Origin of the sequence: Bordetella genomosp. 6 (assembly GCF_002119705.1) — a bacterium.
Lineage (GTDB): Bacteria > Pseudomonadota > Gammaproteobacteria > Burkholderiales > Burkholderiaceae_B > Bordetella > Bordetella bronchiseptica_F.
Genome location: NZ_CP021107.1, coordinates 486,568 through 505,174 on the forward strand (window position 1 = coordinate 486,568; position 18,607 = coordinate 505,174).

22 protein-coding genes are annotated in these 18,607 nt (G+C 68.5%); 5 read left to right on the forward strand and 17 right to left on the reverse strand.

Features of this window, described 5'->3' with window-relative positions; all coding sequences use genetic code 11:
• Positions 1 to 10 precede the first annotated feature (10 nt).
• The 5 genes from CAL11_RS02345 to argB form a co-directional block, all read right to left on the reverse strand.
• Entirely contained in the window at positions 11 to 1,066 is a 1,056-nt protein-coding gene (locus CAL11_RS02345; RefSeq protein WP_086092047.1) for an Ldh family oxidoreductase, read from the reverse strand.
• A gap of 10 nt (positions 1,067 to 1,076) precedes the next feature.
• Positions 1,077 to 2,570, reverse strand: a complete 1,494-nt coding sequence (locus CAL11_RS02350; RefSeq protein ID WP_086092048.1) for a DASS family sodium-coupled anion symporter — start codon at positions 2,568 to 2,570, stop codon at positions 1,077 to 1,079.
• 212 nt (positions 2,571 to 2,782) lie between these two features.
• Positions 2,783 to 3,358, reverse strand: coding sequence for a nucleoid occlusion factor SlmA (gene slmA / locus CAL11_RS02355; RefSeq protein WP_033466585.1), 576 nt, complete (start codon positions 3,356 to 3,358; stop codon positions 2,783 to 2,785).
• A gap of 49 nt (positions 3,359 to 3,407) precedes the next feature.
• Positions 3,408 to 4,154: a pyrimidine 5'-nucleotidase gene (locus tag CAL11_RS02360; protein WP_033466584.1), complete on the reverse strand. Its 747-nt coding sequence runs from the start codon at positions 4,152 to 4,154 to the stop codon at positions 3,408 to 3,410.
• The gene (gene argB / locus CAL11_RS02365) at positions 4,154 to 5,056 is read right to left on the reverse strand and encodes an acetylglutamate kinase (protein WP_003815193.1); all 903 of its coding nucleotides are present in this window, start codon (positions 5,054 to 5,056) and stop codon (positions 4,154 to 4,156) included. Before argB ends, CAL11_RS02360 begins: the two co-directional genes overlap by 1 nt.
• Before the next feature lie 260 nt (positions 5,057 to 5,316).
• Between argB and CAL11_RS02370 the strand changes: the two genes are divergently transcribed.
• Entirely contained in the window at positions 5,317 to 6,105 is a 789-nt protein-coding gene (locus CAL11_RS02370) for a MetQ/NlpA family ABC transporter substrate-binding protein (RefSeq protein WP_033466582.1), read from the forward strand.
• Between the two features lie 150 nt (positions 6,106 to 6,255).
• On the opposite strand, the gene CAL11_RS02375 is transcribed toward CAL11_RS02370, so the two are convergent.
• From CAL11_RS02375 to CAL11_RS02390, 4 genes are read right to left on the reverse strand one after another with little or no spacing between them, the layout of a single operon-like run.
• Complete coding sequence (locus CAL11_RS02375) at positions 6,256 to 6,747, reverse strand: peroxiredoxin family protein (protein ID WP_033466581.1); 492 nt, start codon at positions 6,745 to 6,747, stop codon at positions 6,256 to 6,258.
• The gene (locus tag CAL11_RS02380) at positions 6,744 to 7,487 is read right to left on the reverse strand and encodes a BON domain-containing protein (RefSeq protein ID WP_033466579.1); all 744 of its coding nucleotides are present in this window, start codon (positions 7,485 to 7,487) and stop codon (positions 6,744 to 6,746) included. The genes CAL11_RS02375 and CAL11_RS02380 overlap by 4 nt, the downstream gene beginning before the upstream one ends.
• On the reverse strand, positions 7,484 to 8,077 hold the full coding sequence (locus tag CAL11_RS02385; RefSeq protein WP_033446211.1) for a phosphoheptose isomerase: 594 nt from the start codon (positions 8,075 to 8,077) through the stop codon (positions 7,484 to 7,486). The genes CAL11_RS02380 and CAL11_RS02385 overlap by 4 nt, the downstream gene beginning before the upstream one ends.
• Positions 8,078 to 8,085: 8 nt before the next feature.
• Entirely contained in the window at positions 8,086 to 8,607 is a 522-nt protein-coding gene (locus CAL11_RS02390; RefSeq protein ID WP_086092049.1) for a YraN family protein, read from the reverse strand.
• A 66-nt stretch (positions 8,608 to 8,673) separates the two neighbouring features.
• On the opposite strand from CAL11_RS02390, the gene rsmI reads away from it, so the two are divergent.
• Together rsmI and CAL11_RS02400 are read left to right on the forward strand one after the other, a co-directional pair.
• Entirely contained in the window at positions 8,674 to 9,612 is a 939-nt protein-coding gene (gene rsmI / locus CAL11_RS02395; protein WP_086092050.1) for a 16S rRNA (cytidine(1402)-2'-O)-methyltransferase, read from the forward strand.
• The gene (locus CAL11_RS02400; protein WP_033461704.1) at positions 9,609 to 10,181 is read left to right on the forward strand and encodes a methylated-DNA--[protein]-cysteine S-methyltransferase; all 573 of its coding nucleotides are present in this window, start codon (positions 9,609 to 9,611) and stop codon (positions 10,179 to 10,181) included. The genes rsmI and CAL11_RS02400 overlap by 4 nt, the downstream gene beginning before the upstream one ends.
• Here CAL11_RS02400 and CAL11_RS02405 read toward each other — a convergent pair.
• A complete protein-coding gene (locus CAL11_RS02405; RefSeq protein ID WP_086092051.1) occupies positions 10,178 to 11,137 on the reverse strand; it encodes a septal ring lytic transglycosylase RlpA family protein in 960 nt (319 codons plus the stop codon). The two genes, CAL11_RS02400 and CAL11_RS02405, sit on opposite strands and share 4 nt — an antisense overlap.
• Positions 11,134 to 12,006: an RNase adapter RapZ gene (gene rapZ, locus CAL11_RS02410; RefSeq protein WP_003815183.1), complete on the reverse strand. Its 873-nt coding sequence runs from the start codon at positions 12,004 to 12,006 to the stop codon at positions 11,134 to 11,136. The genes CAL11_RS02405 and rapZ overlap by 4 nt, the downstream gene beginning before the upstream one ends.
• A 171-nt stretch (positions 12,007 to 12,177) precedes the next feature.
• On the opposite strand from rapZ, the gene CAL11_RS02415 reads away from it, so the two are divergent.
• Both CAL11_RS02415 and CAL11_RS02420 read left to right on the forward strand, forming a co-directional pair.
• A complete protein-coding gene (locus CAL11_RS02415; RefSeq protein WP_086094502.1) occupies positions 12,178 to 12,930 on the forward strand; it encodes a c-type cytochrome in 753 nt (250 codons plus the stop codon).
• Between the two features lie 10 nt (positions 12,931 to 12,940).
• On the forward strand, positions 12,941 to 14,227 hold the full coding sequence (locus tag CAL11_RS02420) for a cytochrome c (protein ID WP_086092052.1): 1,287 nt from the start codon (positions 12,941 to 12,943) through the stop codon (positions 14,225 to 14,227).
• Between the two features lie 62 nt (positions 14,228 to 14,289).
• Here CAL11_RS02420 and hprK read toward each other — a convergent pair whose 3' ends face one another.
• The 6 genes from hprK to lptC form a co-directional block, all read right to left on the reverse strand.
• The gene (hprK, locus tag CAL11_RS02425) at positions 14,290 to 15,216 is read right to left on the reverse strand and encodes an HPr(Ser) kinase/phosphatase (RefSeq protein ID WP_033461696.1); all 927 of its coding nucleotides are present in this window, start codon (positions 15,214 to 15,216) and stop codon (positions 14,290 to 14,292) included.
• 18 nt (positions 15,217 to 15,234) lie between these two features.
• Entirely contained in the window at positions 15,235 to 15,690 is a 456-nt protein-coding gene (locus CAL11_RS02430) for a PTS sugar transporter subunit IIA (protein ID WP_010929966.1), read from the reverse strand.
• 275 nt (positions 15,691 to 15,965) lie between these two features.
• Positions 15,966 to 16,304: a ribosome hibernation-promoting factor, HPF/YfiA family gene (gene hpf / locus CAL11_RS02435; protein WP_003815178.1), complete on the reverse strand. Its 339-nt coding sequence runs from the start codon at positions 16,302 to 16,304 to the stop codon at positions 15,966 to 15,968.
• A 235-nt stretch (positions 16,305 to 16,539) separates the two neighbouring features.
• Entirely contained in the window at positions 16,540 to 17,328 is a 789-nt protein-coding gene (lptB, locus tag CAL11_RS02440) for an LPS export ABC transporter ATP-binding protein (protein WP_086092053.1), read from the reverse strand.
• 31 nt (positions 17,329 to 17,359) lie between these two features.
• Positions 17,360 to 17,980, reverse strand: a complete 621-nt coding sequence (gene lptA / locus CAL11_RS02445) for a lipopolysaccharide transport periplasmic protein LptA (RefSeq protein ID WP_033461693.1) — start codon at positions 17,978 to 17,980, stop codon at positions 17,360 to 17,362.
• A complete protein-coding gene (gene lptC, locus CAL11_RS02450; RefSeq protein WP_033461691.1) occupies positions 17,977 to 18,606 on the reverse strand; it encodes an LPS export ABC transporter periplasmic protein LptC in 630 nt (209 codons plus the stop codon). The genes lptA and lptC overlap by 4 nt, the downstream gene beginning before the upstream one ends.
• Between the last annotated feature and the right edge of the window lies 1 nt (position 18,607).

Below are 18,607 nucleotides of genomic sequence, written 5' to 3' on the forward strand. Positions count from 1 at the left end.
GGGCGCGGCCTCAGGCGCCCGGCAGGGCGTCGGTTACGCCCAGGTCCTGCGCCAGCCTGGCCAGGCTGTCCCAGATGGCGCCTTCGAACTCGATGGCCTCGGCATGGCGCGCGCGGTTCATCGCCTCATATTCGCCCGGATACTGCACGCGGTCCACGCCGGGTTGCGGCGGACATGCATGCAGGTAGTCGATGAAGGCGCCGACTTCCTGGGTGCGCCAGTCGGCGTTGAAGTCCACTTGCGGGTCCAGCAGGATGGCGAACATGTTGTTGGTCGCCACGCCATTGCGGGGATGTTCCGGCTGGATGGTGCCGCCGCCCGACAGCACGCCCGCCAGCAGTTCGGCGACCAGGCCCATGGCGTAGCCCTTGTGGCCGCCGAACGGCAGCAGCGCGCCGGGCGGGTCGGCGAACAGCGCGTTCGGGTCGCTGGTCGGGTTGCCCTGCGCGTCGATCAGCGCGCCGTCGGGGGCCGGCTCGCCCTTGGCCGCCAGCACGCGCGCCTTGTTGACCGCGATCGAGCTGGTGGCCATGTCCACCAGGAACGGCGGGCGGCCGCCCGGCAGCGGGCCGGCGAAGCACAGCGGGTTGGTGGTCAGGCAGGCCTGCGCGCCGCCGTAGGGCGCCACCGTGGGCGGGCGGTTGACGACGTTGGTGAACGCCAGCAGGATCAGCCCGGCCTCGGCGGCCATTTCGCCGTAGTAGCCCATGCGCCCCAGGTGGTGCGTGCGGCGCAGCGTGACGATGCACTGGCCGTACTGGCGGGCCCGCTCGATGGCCTGTTGCATGACCGCCTTGCCGACGTGCTGGCCGAAGCCGTTGTCGCCGTCGAAGGCCAGCATGGCGCCGCGGTCGTTGAGCAGCTTGGCGCGGCCGTCGGCCTTGACGAAGCCCTCGGCCAGCACGCGGCGGTAATTGGGCAGGATGGACAGGCCGTGGCTGGTGTAGCCGACCCGGTCCGATTCGACCAGGTGCTCGGCGACGTCGCGGGCGATGTCGTCCGGCACCCCCTGGGCGGTCAGCAGGCGCTGGCCGAACGCGATGGCCTGGGCAATCGGGAGTTTCATGGCGCGCTCCTTACATCCAGCCCAGCCAGCGCCAGTACGTGACGCTCATCAGCAGCATCAGCAGGTAGCCCACGATGGTCAGCAGGATGCCGACCTTGGCGAACTGCTTGGCGGTGAAGGTTTCGGTGCCCAGGGCCACCATGTTCTGCGGCGCGTTGATCGGCAGGATGAAGCCGTAGCTCACCACGAAGCCGAGCAGCATGGTCATGCCCAGGCGGTTGAAATCGCCCGGCAGCGTCTGCAGCACCGCGATGAGGATGGGCAGCATCGCCGAGGTCAGCGCGGTGGCGCTGGCAAAGCCGAGGTGGATGAGGATCAGGAAGGCCGACAGGATGGCGAAGATCCCGAGGGGGCCGAGGTGGTCCAGGCCGGTGTGCGCCACGACCTGGGCGCCCAGCCACTGGCCGGCCTGGGTGGTCAGCAGGGCCGTGCCCAGGCTGATGCCCACGCCGAACACGATCACCGTGCCCCACGGAATGCGCGTCTGCACGTCTTTCCAGGTCATGACGCCAAAGCGCGGCAGCATCAGCAGCACCAGGCCGAAGTAGGTGGTGGAGGTCGTGTCGAACCTGTGCAGCTTGCCCTCGGTGGACCAGAACAGCAGCAGCATGATCGAGACCAGCATCAGGCGTTTCTGCGCCGAGGTCATGGGACCGAGTTCGCGCAGCGAGGCTTCGACGGCCTCCTTGCCGCCGGCGATGGCATCGCTTTCGGGCGGCAGCAGCTTGAGCACCACGACGACCAGCACCGCGGACATCAGCAGCGACCAGGGCACGCCGGCGATCAGCCAGTCGGACCATGCCACGCGCTCGCCCAGCATCTTGTCCATGAAGCCAACGGTCAGCAGGTTCTGCGCCGCGGCGGTCTGGATGCCGACGTTCCAGATGCTGGTGGCCTGGGCCACGATGATCATGATGCCGGCGGCGATGTTGGAGCGCTTGTCCACGCCGAAGGCGGCGATCACGCCCAGCATGATGGGCACCACGGCGGCGCTGCGCGCGGTGGCGCTGGGCACGACCAGGCTGAGCACGATGGTGACCGCGATGGCGCCGAGCAGGATGCGCCGCGTGCTGGTGCCCACCCGGGCCAGCGTCACCAGGGCGATGCGCTTGTCCAGCCCGGTGAAAGTCATGGCGGCGGCGATGAACAGGGCGCCGGTGACCAGCGCCAGCGCCGAGTTGGAGAACCCGGTCAGCGCCATGCTGATGGCCGCCGAGGTGCCGTACAGCACCTCGGGGTTCTTGACGCTGGGCGCGGTGCCCAGCAGGAACGCCATCAGGGTGGTGATCATGATGGCGCTGGCTTCGTACGAGACGGCCTCGGTAATCCACACCACCACCGCGAAGGCCAGGATGGCCAGCATGCGGTGGCCGGCCGGCGGCAGCTCGGCCGGCAGCGGAAGCAGCAGCACCGCCACCATGGCGACGATGCCGGCGATCAGGCCTATCGGTATCTTGACTTTCGGGGGGGATTGCGGGGCAGGGACAGCGGCTGGCGCGGTCATTTGCTTCTCCGGTTGAGGTCAGATTTACGCAACAATCGTGACAGAACTGCGGAAAACCCGTATTGATGTGCATCAAGGCAACGTTTTGTTGCGCTTGTGGCGACGTGCCGTTGGCATTATGCTGGCCGCCCCTTGCCGGGGGCAAGCCACTGCGCCTTGGGGCATGGCCGGCGTCGTCGCGCGATTGCGCCGAAGGCCGTGTAAGCCGCGACTCAGCCCAGCGCCAGCCGCAGATGCTCCTCCAGGTGGGTGGTGGGAGCGACGCGCCAGCCGCTTTGCGCATAGCGCAGCCAGCGGCCCAGCACCAGGTGCGTCAGCAGGCTGGCATGGGCCGCGATATTGGCGTCGGCGGGCAGCGCGCCATCGGACACCGCGACCCGCAGGCACTGCTTGAGGGAGGCCTCGATGCGGTCGTTGATGTGGTTGATGCGCTCCTGCAGCCGGTTGTCCTCGGTCACCAGCGCGTCGCCGGTCAGTACGCGCGTGATGCCGCGGTTGCGCTCGGCGAACGCCAGCAGCATGGAAACGGTCTTGCGCGCCTGGCCCATGCCGTAGGGTTCGGAGACGGCGATCTGGTTGACCACCGTGAAGATGCTGGTTTCGATGAACTCGATCAGCCCTTCGAACATCTGCGCCTTGCTGGCGAAATGGCGGTACAGGGCGGCCTCGGAGACCTGCATGCGCGCGGCCAGGGCCGAGGTGGTGATGCGTGCCGCGTGCGGCTGTTCGAGCATCTCCGCAAGCGTATGCAGGATCTGGGTCTTTCTCTCGCCGGGTTTGCTCGCCATGGAAGGGCCTAGGGGCAGGCTGACAGGAGGTGGAGTAGGGAACCCGTCGTCAGCCGCGCAGCGGGCGACGACGCAACAGCAAATCACTGACCGAGTTTACCCGCAAGTCCACATAGCCAGGGCGTTGGCGATGGCCGCGGGCAAACGGGGTGCCCGGATGGAACACGTGCACGGTGCGCAGGCCGACGCGCCGCGCGCTGCGCAGGTTGTCCAGCGTGTCCTCGATCAGCACGGCGCGCGCCGCCGGCACGCCCTCGCGCGCCAGCACGTAGCGCAGCAGGGCATCGGACGGCTTGGGCCGGAACTGGCCGTGCATGCGCATCTGTTCGATGGCCCAGATGCTGTCGAACTGCCGCAGCAGCCCCAGGTGGCGCAGCACCGCGCGGGCGTAGTGCTGCGGCGCGTTGGTCAGCAGCACCTTGCGGCCCGGCAGCCGGCGCAGCTTGTCGGCCAGGGCGGTCTCGGCGCGCACCAGCGGCGCGACCTCGAAGTTGTGGCTGCGATGCAGGAACGCGTCGGCGTCCACGCCATGGTGGCGCACCAGGCCGATGACGGTGGCGCCATAGCGCCGCCAGTACTCGGCGCGCAGCCGGTTGGCGGTGGCTTCGTCCACGGCCAGCGTCTCGGCCACCGCCTCGGTCATGCCGCGGTCGATGAGCGGGAAGATGGCGTGCGAGGTGTCGTGCAGCGTGTTGTCGAGGTCGAACAGCCACAGGCGCTCGGGCGCGGCCGTGGCGATGCGGCGCGAGCGGCGCAGGCGCGCCGCCGGCCGCAGCAGATACCGGCGCGCCAGCATCAATGCGAGCTGATCATCGTGCCCACGCCCTGGTCGGTGAGGATTTCCAGCAACAGGCAGTGCGGCACGCGGCCGTCGACGATATGCACCGAATTCACGCCATTCTTGGCCGCGTCCAGCGACGACGAGATCTTGGGCAGCATGCCGCCCGAGATCGTGCCGTCGGCGAACAGCTCGTCGATGGTCTGGGCCGACAGGCTGCGCAGCAGCTTGCCGCCCTTGTCCAGCACGCCCGGCGTGTTGGTCATCATCAGCAGCTTCTCGGCGCCCAGCACCTCGGCCATCTTGCCGGCGACCACGTCGGCGTTGATGTTGTACGCGGTGCCGTCCTCGCCGTAGCCGATCGGGGAGATCACCGGGATGAACTGGTCATCCTGCAGGGCCTTGACCACCGCCGGCTCGACGCGCGTGATGTCGCCGACGAACCCGATGTCCAGCGGCTGGCTCGGGTCGTCCTTGTTGACCATCAGCTTCTTGGTGGCCTGGATGAGCATGCCATCCTTGCCGGTCAGGCCGACGGCCTTGCCGCCGACCTCGTTGATCATCATGACGATATCCTGCTGGACCTGGCCGCCCAGCACCCACTCGACCACTTCCATGGTCTCGGCGTCGGTCACGCGCATGCCTTGCACGAAGGTGCCCTGCTTGCCGATGCGGCGCAGCGCGTCGTCGATCTGCGGACCGCCGCCATGCACCACCACCGGGTTCAGGCCGACCAGCTTGAGCAGCACCACGTCGTGGGCGAAGCTGCGCTGCAACCGTTCTTCCGTCATCGCGTTGCCGCCGTACTTCACCACGATGGTCTTGCCGTGGAATCGTCGGATATACGGCAGGGCTTCGGAGAGCACGGCCGCCTTGACAGCGGGAGACAGGACGGCGGCAGGGTCGGGGGTGTCGGTCATGGCAACAAATATACGGACTGAATATAAAAGTGGGATGAAAGGACAGCCAGGCGCCAGGCCACGGGGGCAGCGCCAAGCATACGGCCGATTGTAGTATTCGCTGCGGGCTTATGCGGCCAACCCATGTCCATATGCCCGACAAATAGGCTTCATTCAGGTACATTTGGGGGCGTTTTTGCAACGGCGGCGCCGTTTTCCGCGCGCCAGGCCGGCATCCGGCCGGGGCCGAGGCCCGCGAACCACCCATCAAGAGGCTACATATGCGTATCAACTTTGTCCGGTCGGCCCTGCTGGCGTCGGCCCTCCTGCTGGCCGGCGGCGCCGCCCAGGCGGAAAAACTGGTCGTTGGCGCCACCCAGGTGCCGCACGCCGAGATCCTCGAGGTCGTCAAGCCGGTCCTGGCCAAGGAAGGCGTGGAGCTGGACATCAAGGTGTTCACCGACTACGTCCAGCCCAATCTGCAGCTGGCCGACAAGCAGCTCGACGCCAATTTCTTCCAGCACCAGCCGTACCTGGACACCTTCAACAAGGACCGCAAGACCGATCTGGTGTCGGTGGGCCTGGTCCACGTCGAGCCCTTCGGCGGTTATTCCAAGAAAATCAAGAGCTTGGCAGAACTCAAGGACGGCGCGACCATCGCCATCCCGAACGACCCGTCCAACAGCGGGCGCGCCTTGCTGCTGCTGCAGAAGCAGGGGCTGCTCAAGCTGAAGGATCCGGCCAACATCGTCGCCACGCCGATCGACATCGCCGAGAACCCGAAGAAGCTGAAGTTCCGCGAACTGGAGGCCGCCATGCTGCCGCGTTCGCTCGATGACCTGGATCTCGCGCTGATCAACACCAACTACGCGCTGGAAGCGGGCCTGGTGCCCACGCGCGACGCCCTGTTCATCGAAGGCGCCGACTCGCCCTACGCCAACCTGGTCGCGGCCCGCCCCGACAACAAGGACGCCCCGGCGGTGAAGAAGCTGGTCAACGCCCTGCACTCGGAAGCGGTGCGCAAGTTCATCATCGAGAAGTACAAGGGCGCGGTCGTCCCGGCCTTCTGATCCTTTGGGTGCCTGTCCCCGCATGGGGACTGACATCTGCGGCAGCGTGTGCCTGTCCCCACTGGGACAGGCACACCGCTCTACGCCATGAATGGTTGACTGCCAAGACGGTATCTGTCCCCGCGGGGACAGGCACCAATGCCCCGGCGCTTACCCGGCCAGCGCCTTCTGCACCGTGGCCTGGAATTCGGCCTTGTCGTACTCGCCCAGGTAGCGCTTGATGATCTGGCCGTGCTTGTCGATGAGGAAGGCGGTGGGCGTGAGGCGGACGTTGCCGAACGCCTGCGCCAGCTCGCCGCTGGTGTCCAGGGCCACAGGGAAGGGCAGCTTGCGCGTTTGCGCGAAGTTCAGCACGTAATTGGGCGGATCGTAGTTCATCGCGACCGCGATGGTCTCGTAGCCCTGCGGGTGGTACTGGTTGTAGTTGGCGATGTTGTCGGGCATCTGCTTGACGCAGGTGACGCAACTGGTGGCCCAGAACTTCACCAGCACGACCTTGCCGCGCAGGTCCTGCATGGTGATTTTCTGGCCTTCGAGCGTGGTGAAGGCGACATCCGGCGCGGTCTGGGCCGGACGCCACATGAACCAGCCGCCAATGCCGGCGGCCACCGCAATGATCAGGACTAGCGCGATTTTCTTCATTTGATGGGTATGGCTTCGACGCCGCTGCTGCCGCCGCCCGCGGGTGCGGCGCCCGATTCGATCGGCGCCTTCTGCGGGGCCGTACCATCAGACGAGCCCTCGCCGGATTTGGTTCCCGAACCCGACAGGCGGATCGCCTCTTCGCGGCTGATGGTTTCGAACAGTTTGACGACCCGGACCACGCCGCCCACGCCCGCGGCCGCGTTGGCGGCGTAGTCGCCCTCGGCCTGGGTGACCTTGCCCATCAGGTAGACCACGCCGCGCGAGGTCGTCACCGAAATGGTGCCGGAAGGCACGTACTTGGTGTTGATCAGGGCCGTCTTGACCTTGGAGGTCAGCCAGGTGTCGTTGGAGCGAGTGCTGAAATCGGCCGCCGGGCCGACCGTCAACTGGTTGGTGACCGCCTTGACGTTCTCGATCGACTGGGCGATGGAGGTGGCCTGCGCCTTGGCCTCTTCGGTCGGGGCGTCGCCCGTCAGCAGCACGTGGCCGCCGTAGACCATGGCATTGACGCGGGCGGTATTGCCCAGTTTCTGCGCGATCTGGCTTTCGGCCTTGAAGGCGATGTTCTGGTCTTCGAGCTGGACGCCGGAGGTGCGCCGGTCGGTGACGACGACCGCGGTGGTGGCCGCCGCGCCGCCGATGACCAGCGGGGCGCAGGCCGACAGCGTGAGCGCCGCGGCCGAGAGGGCGGCGGCCAGCAGCAGGGGGCGGGCGGCGGTTTTGGCGTCGGGCATCATTCGGTGTCTCCTAGTAGAAGGGCGTCTATGCCATCGCACAGGGCGTGCAGCAAGATGATATGGACTTCCTGGATGCGCATGGTGCGGTCGTGCGGCACACAGAGATGGACGTCGTGCGGGGTGATGAGTTCCCCCATGACCCCGCCGCCCTTGCCGGTCAGCGCGATGACATGCATTTCGCGTTCGCGCGCGGTTTCCATGGCGCGCACCACATTGGGCGAATTGCCGCTGGTCGAGATCGCCACCAGCACGTCGCCGGGCTGGCCCAGCGCATGGACCTGCCGCTCGAAGATCTCGTCGAAGCCGTAGTCGTTGCCCACCGCCGTCATGATGGAGGTGTCGGTATTGAGGGCGATGCCGGCCAGGGGCAGGCGTTCGCGCTCGAAGCGCCCCACCAGTTCGGCGATGAAATGCTGGGCATCGGCGGCCGAGCCGCCGTTGCCGCACGCCAGAATCCTGCCATTGTTGGCCAGGGCTGCGAAAAGCAGGTCTACCGCGGCCGCCAGGGGGGCGGCCAGCGCATCCGCGCTTTGTTCGCAGAGCGCCATCGCATCGCGAAAGTGCGACGTCATGCGAGAGGTCATATCCATGGCGCGCATTATCTCACGCGCCAGCCCTCCGTATCCTGCCCGCGGCGCCTCCGCGCCGGGCCGTGCTCGGCCAGCCAGAAGGCCCCGCGCAGCCAGCGCGGACGACCCGCCTCGAAGGCCACGACATCAAAGCGCACCGGCGGCGGCGCGCCGGGCCAGTGGCGGCGCAGCAGTCCGGGCAGCAGCAGGGCCGCCGCGCGCGCCAGGCGGCCCTGCTTGGACGCGCCCACGCTGGCCGCCGCGCCGCCATAGCCGGCGTGGGCGCGCGCCCGCACTTCGACCAGTACCAGCACCCCGCCGTCGCGCATGGCGAGGTCGATCTCGCCGGCGCGGCAGCGCAGGTTGCGCGCCAGCGGCCGCAGACCCTGCGTGGCCAGCCAGCGCAGGGCGGCGCTTTCGTGCGCCTGCCCGCGGCGCTGCGTGGGCGAGCCGCCGGCGCCGGTGCGCGGCGGGGGCGGCGGGCGGTGGCGCAGGCGGCGCTGGGCCTGGGCGGCGCGCTCGAAGGCCAGGCGGGTGGCGGTGTCGGTCATGGCGGTCGTCGCAAGGGGCGGGGCAGGGCTACACTGGCACAGTTTTCACCGTCGCAGCACCATGCAATGAATCAAGATGTCCTATCGCCGGCCCCGGGCGACGCCTGGAGCCGGGTGGCCGACCGGGTGGCCGCGCAGCACTGGCCGGCGGCTACCTTGTACGTGATCGCCACGCCCATCGGCAACCTGGGCGACCTGGGCCTGCGCGCGTGGCAGGCGCTGGTGCGCGCCGATGTGATCGCGGCCGAAGATACGCGCGCCAGCCGCACGCTGCTGGACGCCTGGGGCGTGACCACGCCGCTGATGGCGGCGCATCGCCACAACGAGGCCAGCGCCGCCCAGGCGATCTGCGAACGGCTTGCCCAGGGCCAGCGCGTGGCGCTGGTGTCCGATGCCGGCGCGCCGGCGGTCAGCGATCCGGGCGCGCGCATCGTGCGCGCGGTACGCGAGGCCGGCCATGCCGTGGTGCCGGTGCCCGGCCCCAGCGCCGTGATCGCGGCGCTGATGGGCAGCGGGGCGACCTCGGACGAGAATCCCGCGTTCGCGTTCGCCGGTTTCCCGCCCGCCAAGGCCGTGGCGCGCCAGCGCTGGCTGCGCCAGTGGTGCGCGCTGCCGGCGCCGGTGGTGATGTTCGAGTCGCCGCATCGGCTGGCCGCCACGCTGGCCGACCTGCGCGAGGCCGGCGGCCCGGCCCGGCTGTTGACCGTGGCCCGCGAGCTGACCAAGCGCTTCGAGGAGATCGCCACGCTGCCGCTGGGCGAGGCGGCGGACTGGCTGGCCGCCGACGCGCACCGTGGCCAGGGCGAGTTCGTGCTGATCGTGCACCAGGCGCCGGGCGCCCAGGACGACGAAGCCGATCCGGCCGATCCGCGCACCGATGCGCTGCTCGATGCGTTGCTGGAGTCGCTGTCGGTGCGCGATGCCGCGCGGGTGGCGGCCAAGGTGACCGGGCTGGCGCGCGATGTGCTGTACGCACGGGCGCTGGCGCGCAAGGAGCAGGCATGAATCCGCCCAGCGAACAGGCCACGGATATCCTCTACTGCGACACCGATACGCCGCTTGGGCCGATGCGGCTGGCCGCGCGCGCGCAGGCGCTGTGCGGCGCCTGGTTCGTCGACCAGCGCGATTGCCCGGCCGCCGCGGGCTGGACGCTGGACGCCGCGCATCCGGCGTTGCGGCAGGCGGCCGCCGAGCTGGAGCAATGGTTCGCGGGCCAGCGGCGCGAATTCGAGGTGGCCATGCAGCCCGAGGGCACGCCATTCCAGCGCCAGGTCTGGCAGGCGCTGCTGGAGCTGCCCTTCGGCGCGACCATCAGCTATGGCGAACTGGCGCGGCGCGTCGGCCGGCCCAAGGCGGCCCGCGCCGTGGCCGGCGCGGTGGGCAGGAATCCGATTTCCATCCTGATTCCCTGCCACCGCATCATTGGCCATGACACATCGCTGACGGGTTTCGGCGGCGGGTTGCCGCGCAAGCAGGCGCTGCTGGCCCATGAGGGGCACCGCTACCTGAGCCGCGCCGCGCGTGCGCGCCGCGTTTCCACCACGCAGATGGAACTGCCTTTCGGCGCCGTCTAGGGCGTGGCGCTCAGGCTGGGCAGGATGCCGGTGCGGTCGGCCACCGGCTGTACCGCGCCCAGCGCCGCCTCGCGCGTGGCGTAGGGGCCGATGCGTACGCGATACAGGTTGTTGGCCTGTTCGACCACCGCCGGCGGAATGCCGCTGGCCGGATCCAGTTGCCCGTTGATGCGGCTGACCAGCGATTCGGCGTTGGCTGGCTGGCTGAAGGCGCCCAGTTGCAGGTAGATGCCGCCGCTATCCGCGCCCGTGGCCGGGCGCGGTGGCGTCGGCGTTGGCGCGTTCGAGGCGAGTTGCGTCGCCGCGGGCAGTTCGACGGCGGCGGCCGCGCTGGGCGCGGCAATGGGCAGCGCCCCGCTTGCCGGGGCGGACCCGGGCCGCGGCGCCGGCGTGCCGCCATTCATGGCGAGGATCTCGGCGGGCAGGATGCGCTCGACCGTGACGGGCCCGCTGCCCGGGCCGATGATGCCCAGCTTGTGGGCCGCCACATAGGACAGGTCCATGATGCGGTCGCTGTGGAACGGCCCGCGATCGTTGATCCGCACGATGACCGTGCGCCCATTGAGCTTGCTGGTGACGCGCGCGTAGCTGGGAATCGGCATCGTCGGATGCGCCGCCGTCATGGCGTACATGTCATACGACTCGCCGTTGGAGGTCGAGTTGCCATGGAACTTCTTGCCGTACCAGGAGGCAAGGCCCTGCTGTCGGAACGGGCGTTCGCTGGTGTCGGGCACATAGCGCTTGCCGAACACCACATAGGGCCGGTTCGGGCCGCTGGCCAGCGGTTCGAGGCGCGGCGTCGCGTCGGGTATGTTGTCGAGGTTGGACGGCGGGTTGGCGTCGGGGCCGTCGTCCTTGTAGTAGCCGCCGCGTTTCTTGCCCGGCGTGGAGCAGCCTGCGATGGCCAGCGCCAGCAGCAGTGTCGACAGGAGGGCAAGCGGACGCGAACGGATCATGCGGGGTCGTCGGGCAGTTGGGTGCGGTGGCGCACCAGCAGCGGGTCGTGGTCGGAGAAGCGCCGCGCGAGCTGCTCGACCACGTACACCGAGCGGTGCTGGCCGCCCGTGCAGCCGATGGCGACGGTAAGGTAGTTGCGCGTGTCCTGCGTGTACTGGGGCAGCCAGCGGCGGATGAAGGCGGCGATATCGTCGATCATCTGGGTCACGATATCGAAGCCTCCCAGCCAGGTGGCCACCGGCTCGTCGCGGCCGGTCAGGGGGCGCAGGGTGCGATCGTAGTAGGGGTTGGGCAGGCAGCGCACGTCGAACATCAGGTCCGCGTCGCTGGGCACGCCGCGCTTGTAGGCGAACGATTCGAAGGTCAGCACCAGCGGCGGCCGGTCGGCCTGGATGAGGTCGCGGATCCAGGCGCGCAACTGGCCCGGCGTGAGATCCGAGGTGTCGATGACATGTTCCTGGTCGCGCAGCGGCGCCATCAGCTCGCGCTCCAGCGCGATGCACTCGGCCAGCGACGGGGTCTTGCCGCCGCGCGCCAGCCGGTCGGTCAGCGGATGGCGGCGCCGCGACTCGGAATAGCGCTGCACCAGCGTATCGGTGTTGGCGTCGAGGAAGATCACGCTCAGGCTGGTGCCCATGGCGCGCGAGGCGGTGATGACATCGGGCAGTTCGGCCAGTTCGCCGGGTGAGCGCACGTCGATGGCGACGGCGACCCGTTCCATGGCGTCATCGCGGGCATTGGCGATGAATTCGGCCAGAAAGCGCACCGGCAGGTTGTCGATGCAGGTGAACCCCGCATCTTCGAGCAGGCGCAGGGCGACCGACTTGCCGGAGCCGGAAATGCCGGTAATAAGGACGACTCTCAACATGGCTGTGATTGTGGCATGGAATTCGATCGCCCGTGCGCGCCAGCCGGCATCTGCTATGGTCTCGGCTGCCGGATCTGCGCCTGTCCCGATGGCGGGCGGGCGGGTATCCTGGCAGGCGGCCAAGCGGCCGACGTTCCGGCGGGCCGGGCCCGCGTCAACTTCGACAGTCCGATGTTAGCCTTCAAATCCGATTTGCGTATTGCAATGCGAGCCTGGCGCGCCGCGTGTGGCGCGCTGGCCGCGGCCGCCGGCATGCTGGCGATGTCCCAGGCCGCGGCCCAGGGCGAGGCCGTGCTGCGGCCCGACACCATGGCCGCCCGGGTTGCCGCCTGTACGGCCTGCCATGGCGAGCAGGGCCGCGCCGGCCCCGACGGCTACTATCCGCGCCTGGCCGGCAAGCCGCAGGATTATCTTTACCACCAGTTGCTGAACTTTCGCGACGCCCGGCGCCAGTATCCGCCCATGGAGCATCTGCTCGACGGCCTGCCCGATGCGTACCTGCGCGAGATGGCGGCGTACTTCGCCGGGCAGGACGTGCCCTATCCGGCGCCGGCGCGCATCGAAGCCTCGGCCGCCCTGGTCGAGCGCGGCCGCCTGCTGGTGCGCGAAGGCGACCCGGCCCGCGACATCCCGTCCTGTGCGTCCTGCCATGGCGCATCGCTGGCCGGCGTCGCGCCGGCCATCCCGGGCCTGCTCGGCCTGCCGCGCGATTACCTCGTGGCGCAGATCGGCAGCTGGCAGAACGGCCTGCGGCGCGCCGCCGCGCCCGACTGCATGGCGCAGGTCTCGCTCAAGCTGACGCCCGAGGATATCGGCGCGGTGTCGGCCTGGCTGGCGGGGCAGCCGGTGGGGCATCCGTACACGCCGCAACCGGCCGGCTCGCTGGCGCTGCCGCTGGAGTGCGGCAGCCAGGCGGGGCATTGAGGAGGCGGCCATGAAGATCGTCAAGCGCGTCCTCGTCGTTATCATCCTGGCCCTGCTGGCCGCCGCCGCCACCCTGTATTGGCTGGGCACCCGCGACCACGTGCCCGCCGGCCCGCAGGCCGCGCCGGCCACCGGATCGGCCGACGAACTGGTCGAGCAAGGGCGCTACCTGGCGCGAGCGGGCAATTGCATGGCCTGCCACACCGCGCGCGGCGGGCAGGCCTACGCGGGCGGCACGCCCATCCCCACGCCGTTCGGCACCCTGTACGGGCCGAACATCACGCCCGACGCCGAGACCGGCATCGGCGGCTGGAGCGCCGACGATTTCTGGCAGGCGCTGCACAACGGCAAAGGCCCCGACGGGCGGCTGCTGTATCCGGCCTTCCCGTACACCGAGTACACCCGCATGACGCGCGCCGACGCCGATGCGCTGTACGCCTTCCTGCGCACGGTCGAACCGGTGCGCCAGCCGAGCCGGCCGCACGCGCTCGAGTCGCCGTACGACCAGCGCCTGCTGCTGGCGGCGTGGCGGGCGCTGTACTTCGAGCCGGGTGGGCCGCAGCCCGATCCCGGGCAGTCGCTGCAGTGGAATCGCGGGCGCTACCTGACCGAAGGGCTGGGCCATTGCGCGGCCTGCCATACGCCGCGCAACAGCCTGGGGGCCACCCGCGCCGCCGAGGCGCTGGGCGGGGGCATGATCGACGGGCTGGGCTGGTACGCGCCGCCGTTGACCGGCCAGCCGGGCACCGGCCTGGGCGACTGGAGCGCGCAGGATATCGCCGCGTTGCTGACGACCGGCATCGCGCCGCATTCGACCGTGGCCGGGCCCATGGCCGAAGTGGTGCTGGGCAGCACGCAATATCTCAGCGACGACGACGCGCTGGCCATCGGCGCCTACCTCAAGTCCTTGCCGGCCGCGGCGCAGCCGCCCGCCAGGCGCGGCGCCCCGTCCGCGACCGTGATGGAACTGGGCGGGAAGATGTACAGCAAGAGTTGCGCGCAGTGCCACCAGGCCGATGGCAAGGGCAGTTTCCCCGCCTGGCCCGCGCTGGCCGGCAACCCCAGCGTCATCGCGGCCGAACCGGCCAACGTGATACGCATGGTGCTCGATGGCGGCTTCGCGCCGGCGACCGCGGCCAACCCGCGCCCGCATGGCATGCCGCCGTTCGCGCAGGCGCTGCCGGACAACGACATCGCCATGCTGGTTTCGTACGTGCGCAACAGTTGGGGCAACCAGGCTGGCGCGGTCACGCCGCAGGATGTGAAGCGCACGCGGGAGAGCGGAGCGGGGCGGTAGGGCGGGGTTCGATGCCCTGGGGCGGGTGCCAGTCCCCCCTTGCGGGGACAGGCACCGTGGTGTTACTTGCTGCTTTGCAGGATCGCCATGGCCTGGCGTTCCATGAATTCGCCCAGCGTGTCGATGCCGCGCAGCTTGAGGATGGTATTGCGCACGGCGGCTTCGACCAGTACGGCCAGATTGCGGCCGGCCGCCACTTGCAGCATGACTTTGCGGATCGGCAGGCCGAGCATGTCCTGGGTGATGTCCTGCAGCGGCAGGCGCTCGAACTTGTCCTGCGCGGTGGCCCGCACCAGGTGCACGATCAGTTTCAGGCGCATCTTGCGGCGCACCGAGGTCTCGCCGAAGATGGTGCGGATGTCGAGCAGGCCCAGGCCGCGTACTTCCAGCAGGTTCTGCAGCAGTTGCGGGCAATGGCCCTCGATCACGCCAGGGGCGGTGCGCGAGAGTTCGACCGCATCGTCGGCCACCAGGCCGTGGCCGCGCGAAATCAGCTCCAGCGCCAGTTCGCTCTTGCCCAGGCCCGATTCGCCGGTGATCAGCACGCCCAGGCCCAGCACGTCGAGGAAGACGCCATGCACGGTCGTGGTGGGCGCCAGCTTCTTGCCCAGGTAGATACGCAGCAGGTCGATCAGCTGCGCCGCCGCCACGGGCGTGGACAGCAGCGGCACCTGGTGCTGCGCGCATTGGTCGACCAGGTCTTGCGGCGGCGTCAGGCCGTCGGCCAGCAGGATGGCCGGCACGCCGCCGATCAGCAGCTCGTCCATGTGGTGCATGCGGCGGCGCAGGTCGAAACGCGTGTAGTACGCCAGTTCTTCCTGGCCGAACACCTGGATGCGGGAGGGGTGGATCAGGTTCAGGTGGCCCACCAGGTCGGCGGCGGCCATGCCGTCGTCGGGAATGGCCCGGTCGGCGGCGTCATGGCCGGCGATCCAGCTGAAGGGGATTTTGTCGGCGTTGTCGTCGACCAGTTCCTGGACCGTAAGCATGGCAAGTTTCGCGTGGCGTCAGAGTTGGCCGGTGGTCAGCATGCGGTGCACCGCGGCCGGATCGGTTTCGCTGGCCAGCGCTTCGCGCAGCGGCTTGTTGGACATGAGCTGGGCCAGTTCGGCCAGGATGTCCAGGTGCTGCTGCGTGGCGGCTTCGGGAACGAGCAGACAGAGCAGCATGGAAACCGGCTGGCCGTCGGGCGCGTCGAAGGGGATGGGCTGGGCCAGGCGTATGAACGCGGCCAGCGCCTGGTCCAGGCCCTTGACCCGGCCATGCGGCACGGCGACGCCCTGGCCCAGCGCTGTCGAGCCCAGCCGCTCACGCGAGAAGAGGCTATCGAACACGACCGAGCGGGCCAATCCGTGATGGTTTTCAAAAAGTAGGCCGGCCTGTTCGAACGCCCGTTTCTTGCTCGTGGCGAGCATGTCGAGCACGACATTGCCGGCGGGTAGGATGCGCGACAAGTGATTCATGCGGGTCATTATATGGTTATATGTCGCAGTGCAAAAAATCGTTGCCTTTCCTGCCTTGCAGGGACTGCGCAAGCATAGTCCGAACCGGGCGATTGTGGCAGGGCGGGCGCACGCATGCAACGCGGCATGACGAAGAGCAATTGGGGGACAGGTGGGGGGGATTTGCTTGCCGATGTCCCGCGGAGTACTTCCTGGGACATCGGTCGCGAGTGGATCCGGTGGTCCGGATCACGATGGGGGCAGGCTCACGCTACGAGCGTTCGCAAGGCGCGGGACTACGGTTGCTGCGCGGCCAGCGCAGCGGCTTGTCGCTTTGCGGACTCGGCGGAGTGGCTCTGAACCTTGTCTTTGTGCTTGATGACCTGGCGGTCTATTTTGTCGACCAGTAGATCGATGGCTGCATAGAGGTTCTCGTCGACGGCTTCGCAATGGATATCCTTGCCGCGCAGACGCATGGTGATTTCGGCCTTGTGCCGCAGGGGCTCTACCGAAAGCATGACCTGGGTATCGATAACATGATCGAAATGCCGCAGCACTCGCGCCAGCTTGTTCATGACATATTCCCGGATTGCCGGGGTGACGTCGAGGTGACGACCGCAGATGCTCAGGTTCATAGTCTGCTCTCCTTCCGAAAAGAGAAAAAAAGGGTGCGCATGAGCGCGGGTAATTGGGGGGCGTCCTCCTGTAGGGCAAGTGGATCCGCGTGCGGGATCCTTGAGTACTAGTGTATAGACTCTATTGGCCAATTCAAGTTGCGCTAGCGCAAGATTGTGTACGTTTGATGGCGGCCCCGGAGGGGCGCGCGAAGGGCCTAGGGCTTTCCCCGAGAAGGCGGGGCGCAGCCCCCGCTTACATGCGGAAATGCTCGCCCAGATAGACGCGGCGCACGGCCGGGTCGCCGACGATCTCGTCGGGGTGCCCATCGGTGAGGACCTTGCCTTCGCTGATGATGTAGGCGCGGTCGCAGATGCCCAGGGTTTCGCGCACGTTGTGGTCGGTGATCAGCACGCCGATGCCGCGGCCCTTCAGGAAGCGCACGATGCGCTGGATCTCGATCACGGCGATCGGGTCGACGCCGGCGAAGGGTTCGTCCAGCAGGATGAAGCGCGGGCTGGTGGCCAGGGCGCGCGCGATCTCGACCCGGCGGCGTTCGCCGCCGGACAGCGAAATGGCGGTGTTGGCGCGGATATGGCCGATCTGCAGTTCCTCGAGCAGGGCCTCGAGGTTGTCGCGGATCCTGGCCTCGGGCAGCGGCTTGCCGTTGGGGCCGAGCTGCAGCTCCAGCACGGCGCGGATGTTCTGCTCCACCGTCAGGCGGCGGAACACCGAGGCGTCCTGGGGCAGGTACGACAGGCCCATGCGCGCCCGCTTGTGGATCGGCATGGACGTGATGTTCGAGCCGTCGATCTCGATGCGGCCGGCGTCGGCCGGAACCAGGCCGACGATCATGTAGAAGCTGGTGGTCTTGCCTGCGCCGTTGGGCCCGAGCAGGCCCACCACCTCGCCGCTGACCACCGACAGCGAGACATCCTGCACCACGGTGCGGCCGTTGTAGGTCTTGCGCAGCCCGGTGGCGCGCAGGCTGCCGGCGGCGCCGGCAGCGGTGGCGGTGGACAGAGTGGCTTGGGAGTCGGTCATCGTGCAACGTGATAGGAGAGGGGGGCGCGGCTCACTGCGGCTTCCTGGGCGCTTGCTTCTTGGCGCGGCATTCCGCGATCGCGGCGTCGGCCTTGGCGCGCGGTTCGGCCAGCGAGCGCACGCGTCCGCCCGCGGCCGACGAGTTCGGGCCGCCCTGCGCCTGGTAGATGCCGGTCTTCTCGTTGTAGCGCACCCGGTCGCCGCGAATCGTATCGAACGGTTTGCCACAGATATAGCGCGTGACGATGGCCTGGCCGATCAGGTCGAACTGGCTCTTGCTGCTTTCGTATTCGGCGCGCAGGCCCTTGCCCTCGATCAGCTCGAAGGTCTCAGGGCGATCCTGGCGGATGGTGACGATCTTGCCCTTGTCGGCCGTGGCGACCCCGAACTGGTTGCCCGCGGCGTCCTCGTTGACTTCCAGCTTGTCCGAGGTCAGCGTCATCAGGCCGCGCGTGAGCACGACGTTGCCCGTGAAGATGCTCTGGCGCTTGATGTCGTCGTAATGCAGCGTGTCCGAGAGGATCAGCGTGCTCGGCTCTTCGGCCGGCGCGGCCTGGCCGGATTGCGACTGCGCCTGCGCGGCGCCGGCCGCGGCCAGCAGCAGGATGCTGCACAACCGCAGCGGGGCAAGGGAAAGCCTCTGGTGGGTCATGGTTTGTTCTGGTTGGAGTTGGCGGGCGTCTCGGTGGATTGCCGCTTGCGCCCCTCGGTTCCTGCAATTTCGACGTCGGCTGCCGCCGACACGCGCAATTGCCGGGTCTTGTTGTTGTAATGCATGCCGGTGCCGTTCATGCGGGAGTTGCCCTTGTTGACCTGGGCGGGCAGGTCGGTGAACACCACGTCTTCGTCGGGCAGCAGGATCAGCTGCTGGCTGCGTACGTCCAGCGTCTCGTTGCGGGCGTCGGGCTGCCGGTGCACGTGCGCGTCGCCGTTCATGACGATGCGCTGGCCGCCCTGTTCCATGATGGCGGTTTTCGATACCCCGATGGTGATCGGGTTGCCGGCCTGCTGGCCGATGGCGCGCGGCGTGGTCACGTGGTAGGAGTCGTCGTCGGGGAAGTGCTCGACATAGACGCCTTCCAGGCGGTTGATCGGGCGGCCCTGGACGTCGGTGCGCAGCATGACGAAATTGCGCGCCCACGAGTCCATCTCGTGCGTCATCCGGCGCGGCGGATCGACCTGGACGGCGCGTTGCGCATAGTCGGCCGCCCACCACGTGCCGACGACCAGCGCCAGCAGCAGGAACAAGGCGATCAGCGAGGGAAAGCGTTCTTTCATG

Excerpts from the sequence above, each read along its gene's own strand:
- CAL11_RS02345 (WP_086092047.1), bottom strand. The coding sequence starts at position 1,066 with ATGAAACTCCCGATTGCCCAGGCCATCGCGTTCGGCCAGCGCCTGCTG.
- CAL11_RS02350 (WP_086092048.1), bottom strand. The coding sequence starts at position 2,570 with ATGACCGCGCCAGCCGCTGTCCCTGCCCCGCAATCCCCCCCGAAAGTC.
- slmA (WP_033466585.1), bottom strand. The coding sequence starts at position 3,358 with ATGGCGAGCAAACCCGGCGAGAGAAAGACCCAGATCCTGCATACGCTT.
- CAL11_RS02360 (WP_033466584.1), bottom strand. The coding sequence starts at position 4,154 with ATGCTGGCGCGCCGGTATCTGCTGCGGCCGGCGGCGCGCCTGCGCCGC.
- argB (WP_003815193.1), bottom strand. The coding sequence starts at position 5,056 with ATGACCGACACCCCCGACCCTGCCGCCGTCCTGTCTCCCGCTGTCAAG.
- CAL11_RS02370 (WP_033466582.1), top strand. The coding sequence starts at position 5,317 with ATGCGTATCAACTTTGTCCGGTCGGCCCTGCTGGCGTCGGCCCTCCTG.
- CAL11_RS02375 (WP_033466581.1), bottom strand. The coding sequence starts at position 6,747 with ATGAAGAAAATCGCGCTAGTCCTGATCATTGCGGTGGCCGCCGGCATT.
- CAL11_RS02380 (WP_033466579.1), bottom strand. The coding sequence starts at position 7,487 with ATGATGCCCGACGCCAAAACCGCCGCCCGCCCCCTGCTGCTGGCCGCC.
- CAL11_RS02385 (WP_033446211.1), bottom strand. The coding sequence starts at position 8,077 with ATGGATATGACCTCTCGCATGACGTCGCACTTTCGCGATGCGATGGCG.
- CAL11_RS02390 (WP_086092049.1), bottom strand. The coding sequence starts at position 8,607 with ATGACCGACACCGCCACCCGCCTGGCCTTCGAGCGCGCCGCCCAGGCC.
- rsmI (WP_086092050.1), top strand. The coding sequence starts at position 8,674 with ATGAATCAAGATGTCCTATCGCCGGCCCCGGGCGACGCCTGGAGCCGG.
- CAL11_RS02400 (WP_033461704.1), top strand. The coding sequence starts at position 9,609 with ATGAATCCGCCCAGCGAACAGGCCACGGATATCCTCTACTGCGACACC.
- CAL11_RS02405 (WP_086092051.1), bottom strand. The coding sequence starts at position 11,137 with ATGATCCGTTCGCGTCCGCTTGCCCTCCTGTCGACACTGCTGCTGGCG.
- rapZ (WP_003815183.1), bottom strand. The coding sequence starts at position 12,006 with ATGTTGAGAGTCGTCCTTATTACCGGCATTTCCGGCTCCGGCAAGTCG.
- CAL11_RS02415 (WP_086094502.1), top strand. The coding sequence starts at position 12,178 with ATGTTAGCCTTCAAATCCGATTTGCGTATTGCAATGCGAGCCTGGCGC.
- CAL11_RS02420 (WP_086092052.1), top strand. The coding sequence starts at position 12,941 with ATGAAGATCGTCAAGCGCGTCCTCGTCGTTATCATCCTGGCCCTGCTG.
- hprK (WP_033461696.1), bottom strand. The coding sequence starts at position 15,216 with ATGCTTACGGTCCAGGAACTGGTCGACGACAACGCCGACAAAATCCCC.
- CAL11_RS02430 (WP_010929966.1), bottom strand. The coding sequence starts at position 15,690 with ATGAATCACTTGTCGCGCATCCTACCCGCCGGCAATGTCGTGCTCGAC.
- hpf (WP_003815178.1), bottom strand. The coding sequence starts at position 16,304 with ATGAACCTGAGCATCTGCGGTCGTCACCTCGACGTCACCCCGGCAATC.
- lptB (WP_086092053.1), bottom strand. The coding sequence starts at position 17,328 with ATGACCGACTCCCAAGCCACTCTGTCCACCGCCACCGCTGCCGGCGCC.
- lptA (WP_033461693.1), bottom strand. The coding sequence starts at position 17,980 with ATGACCCACCAGAGGCTTTCCCTTGCCCCGCTGCGGTTGTGCAGCATC.
- lptC (WP_033461691.1), bottom strand. The coding sequence starts at position 18,606 with ATGAAAGAACGCTTTCCCTCGCTGATCGCCTTGTTCCTGCTGCTGGCG.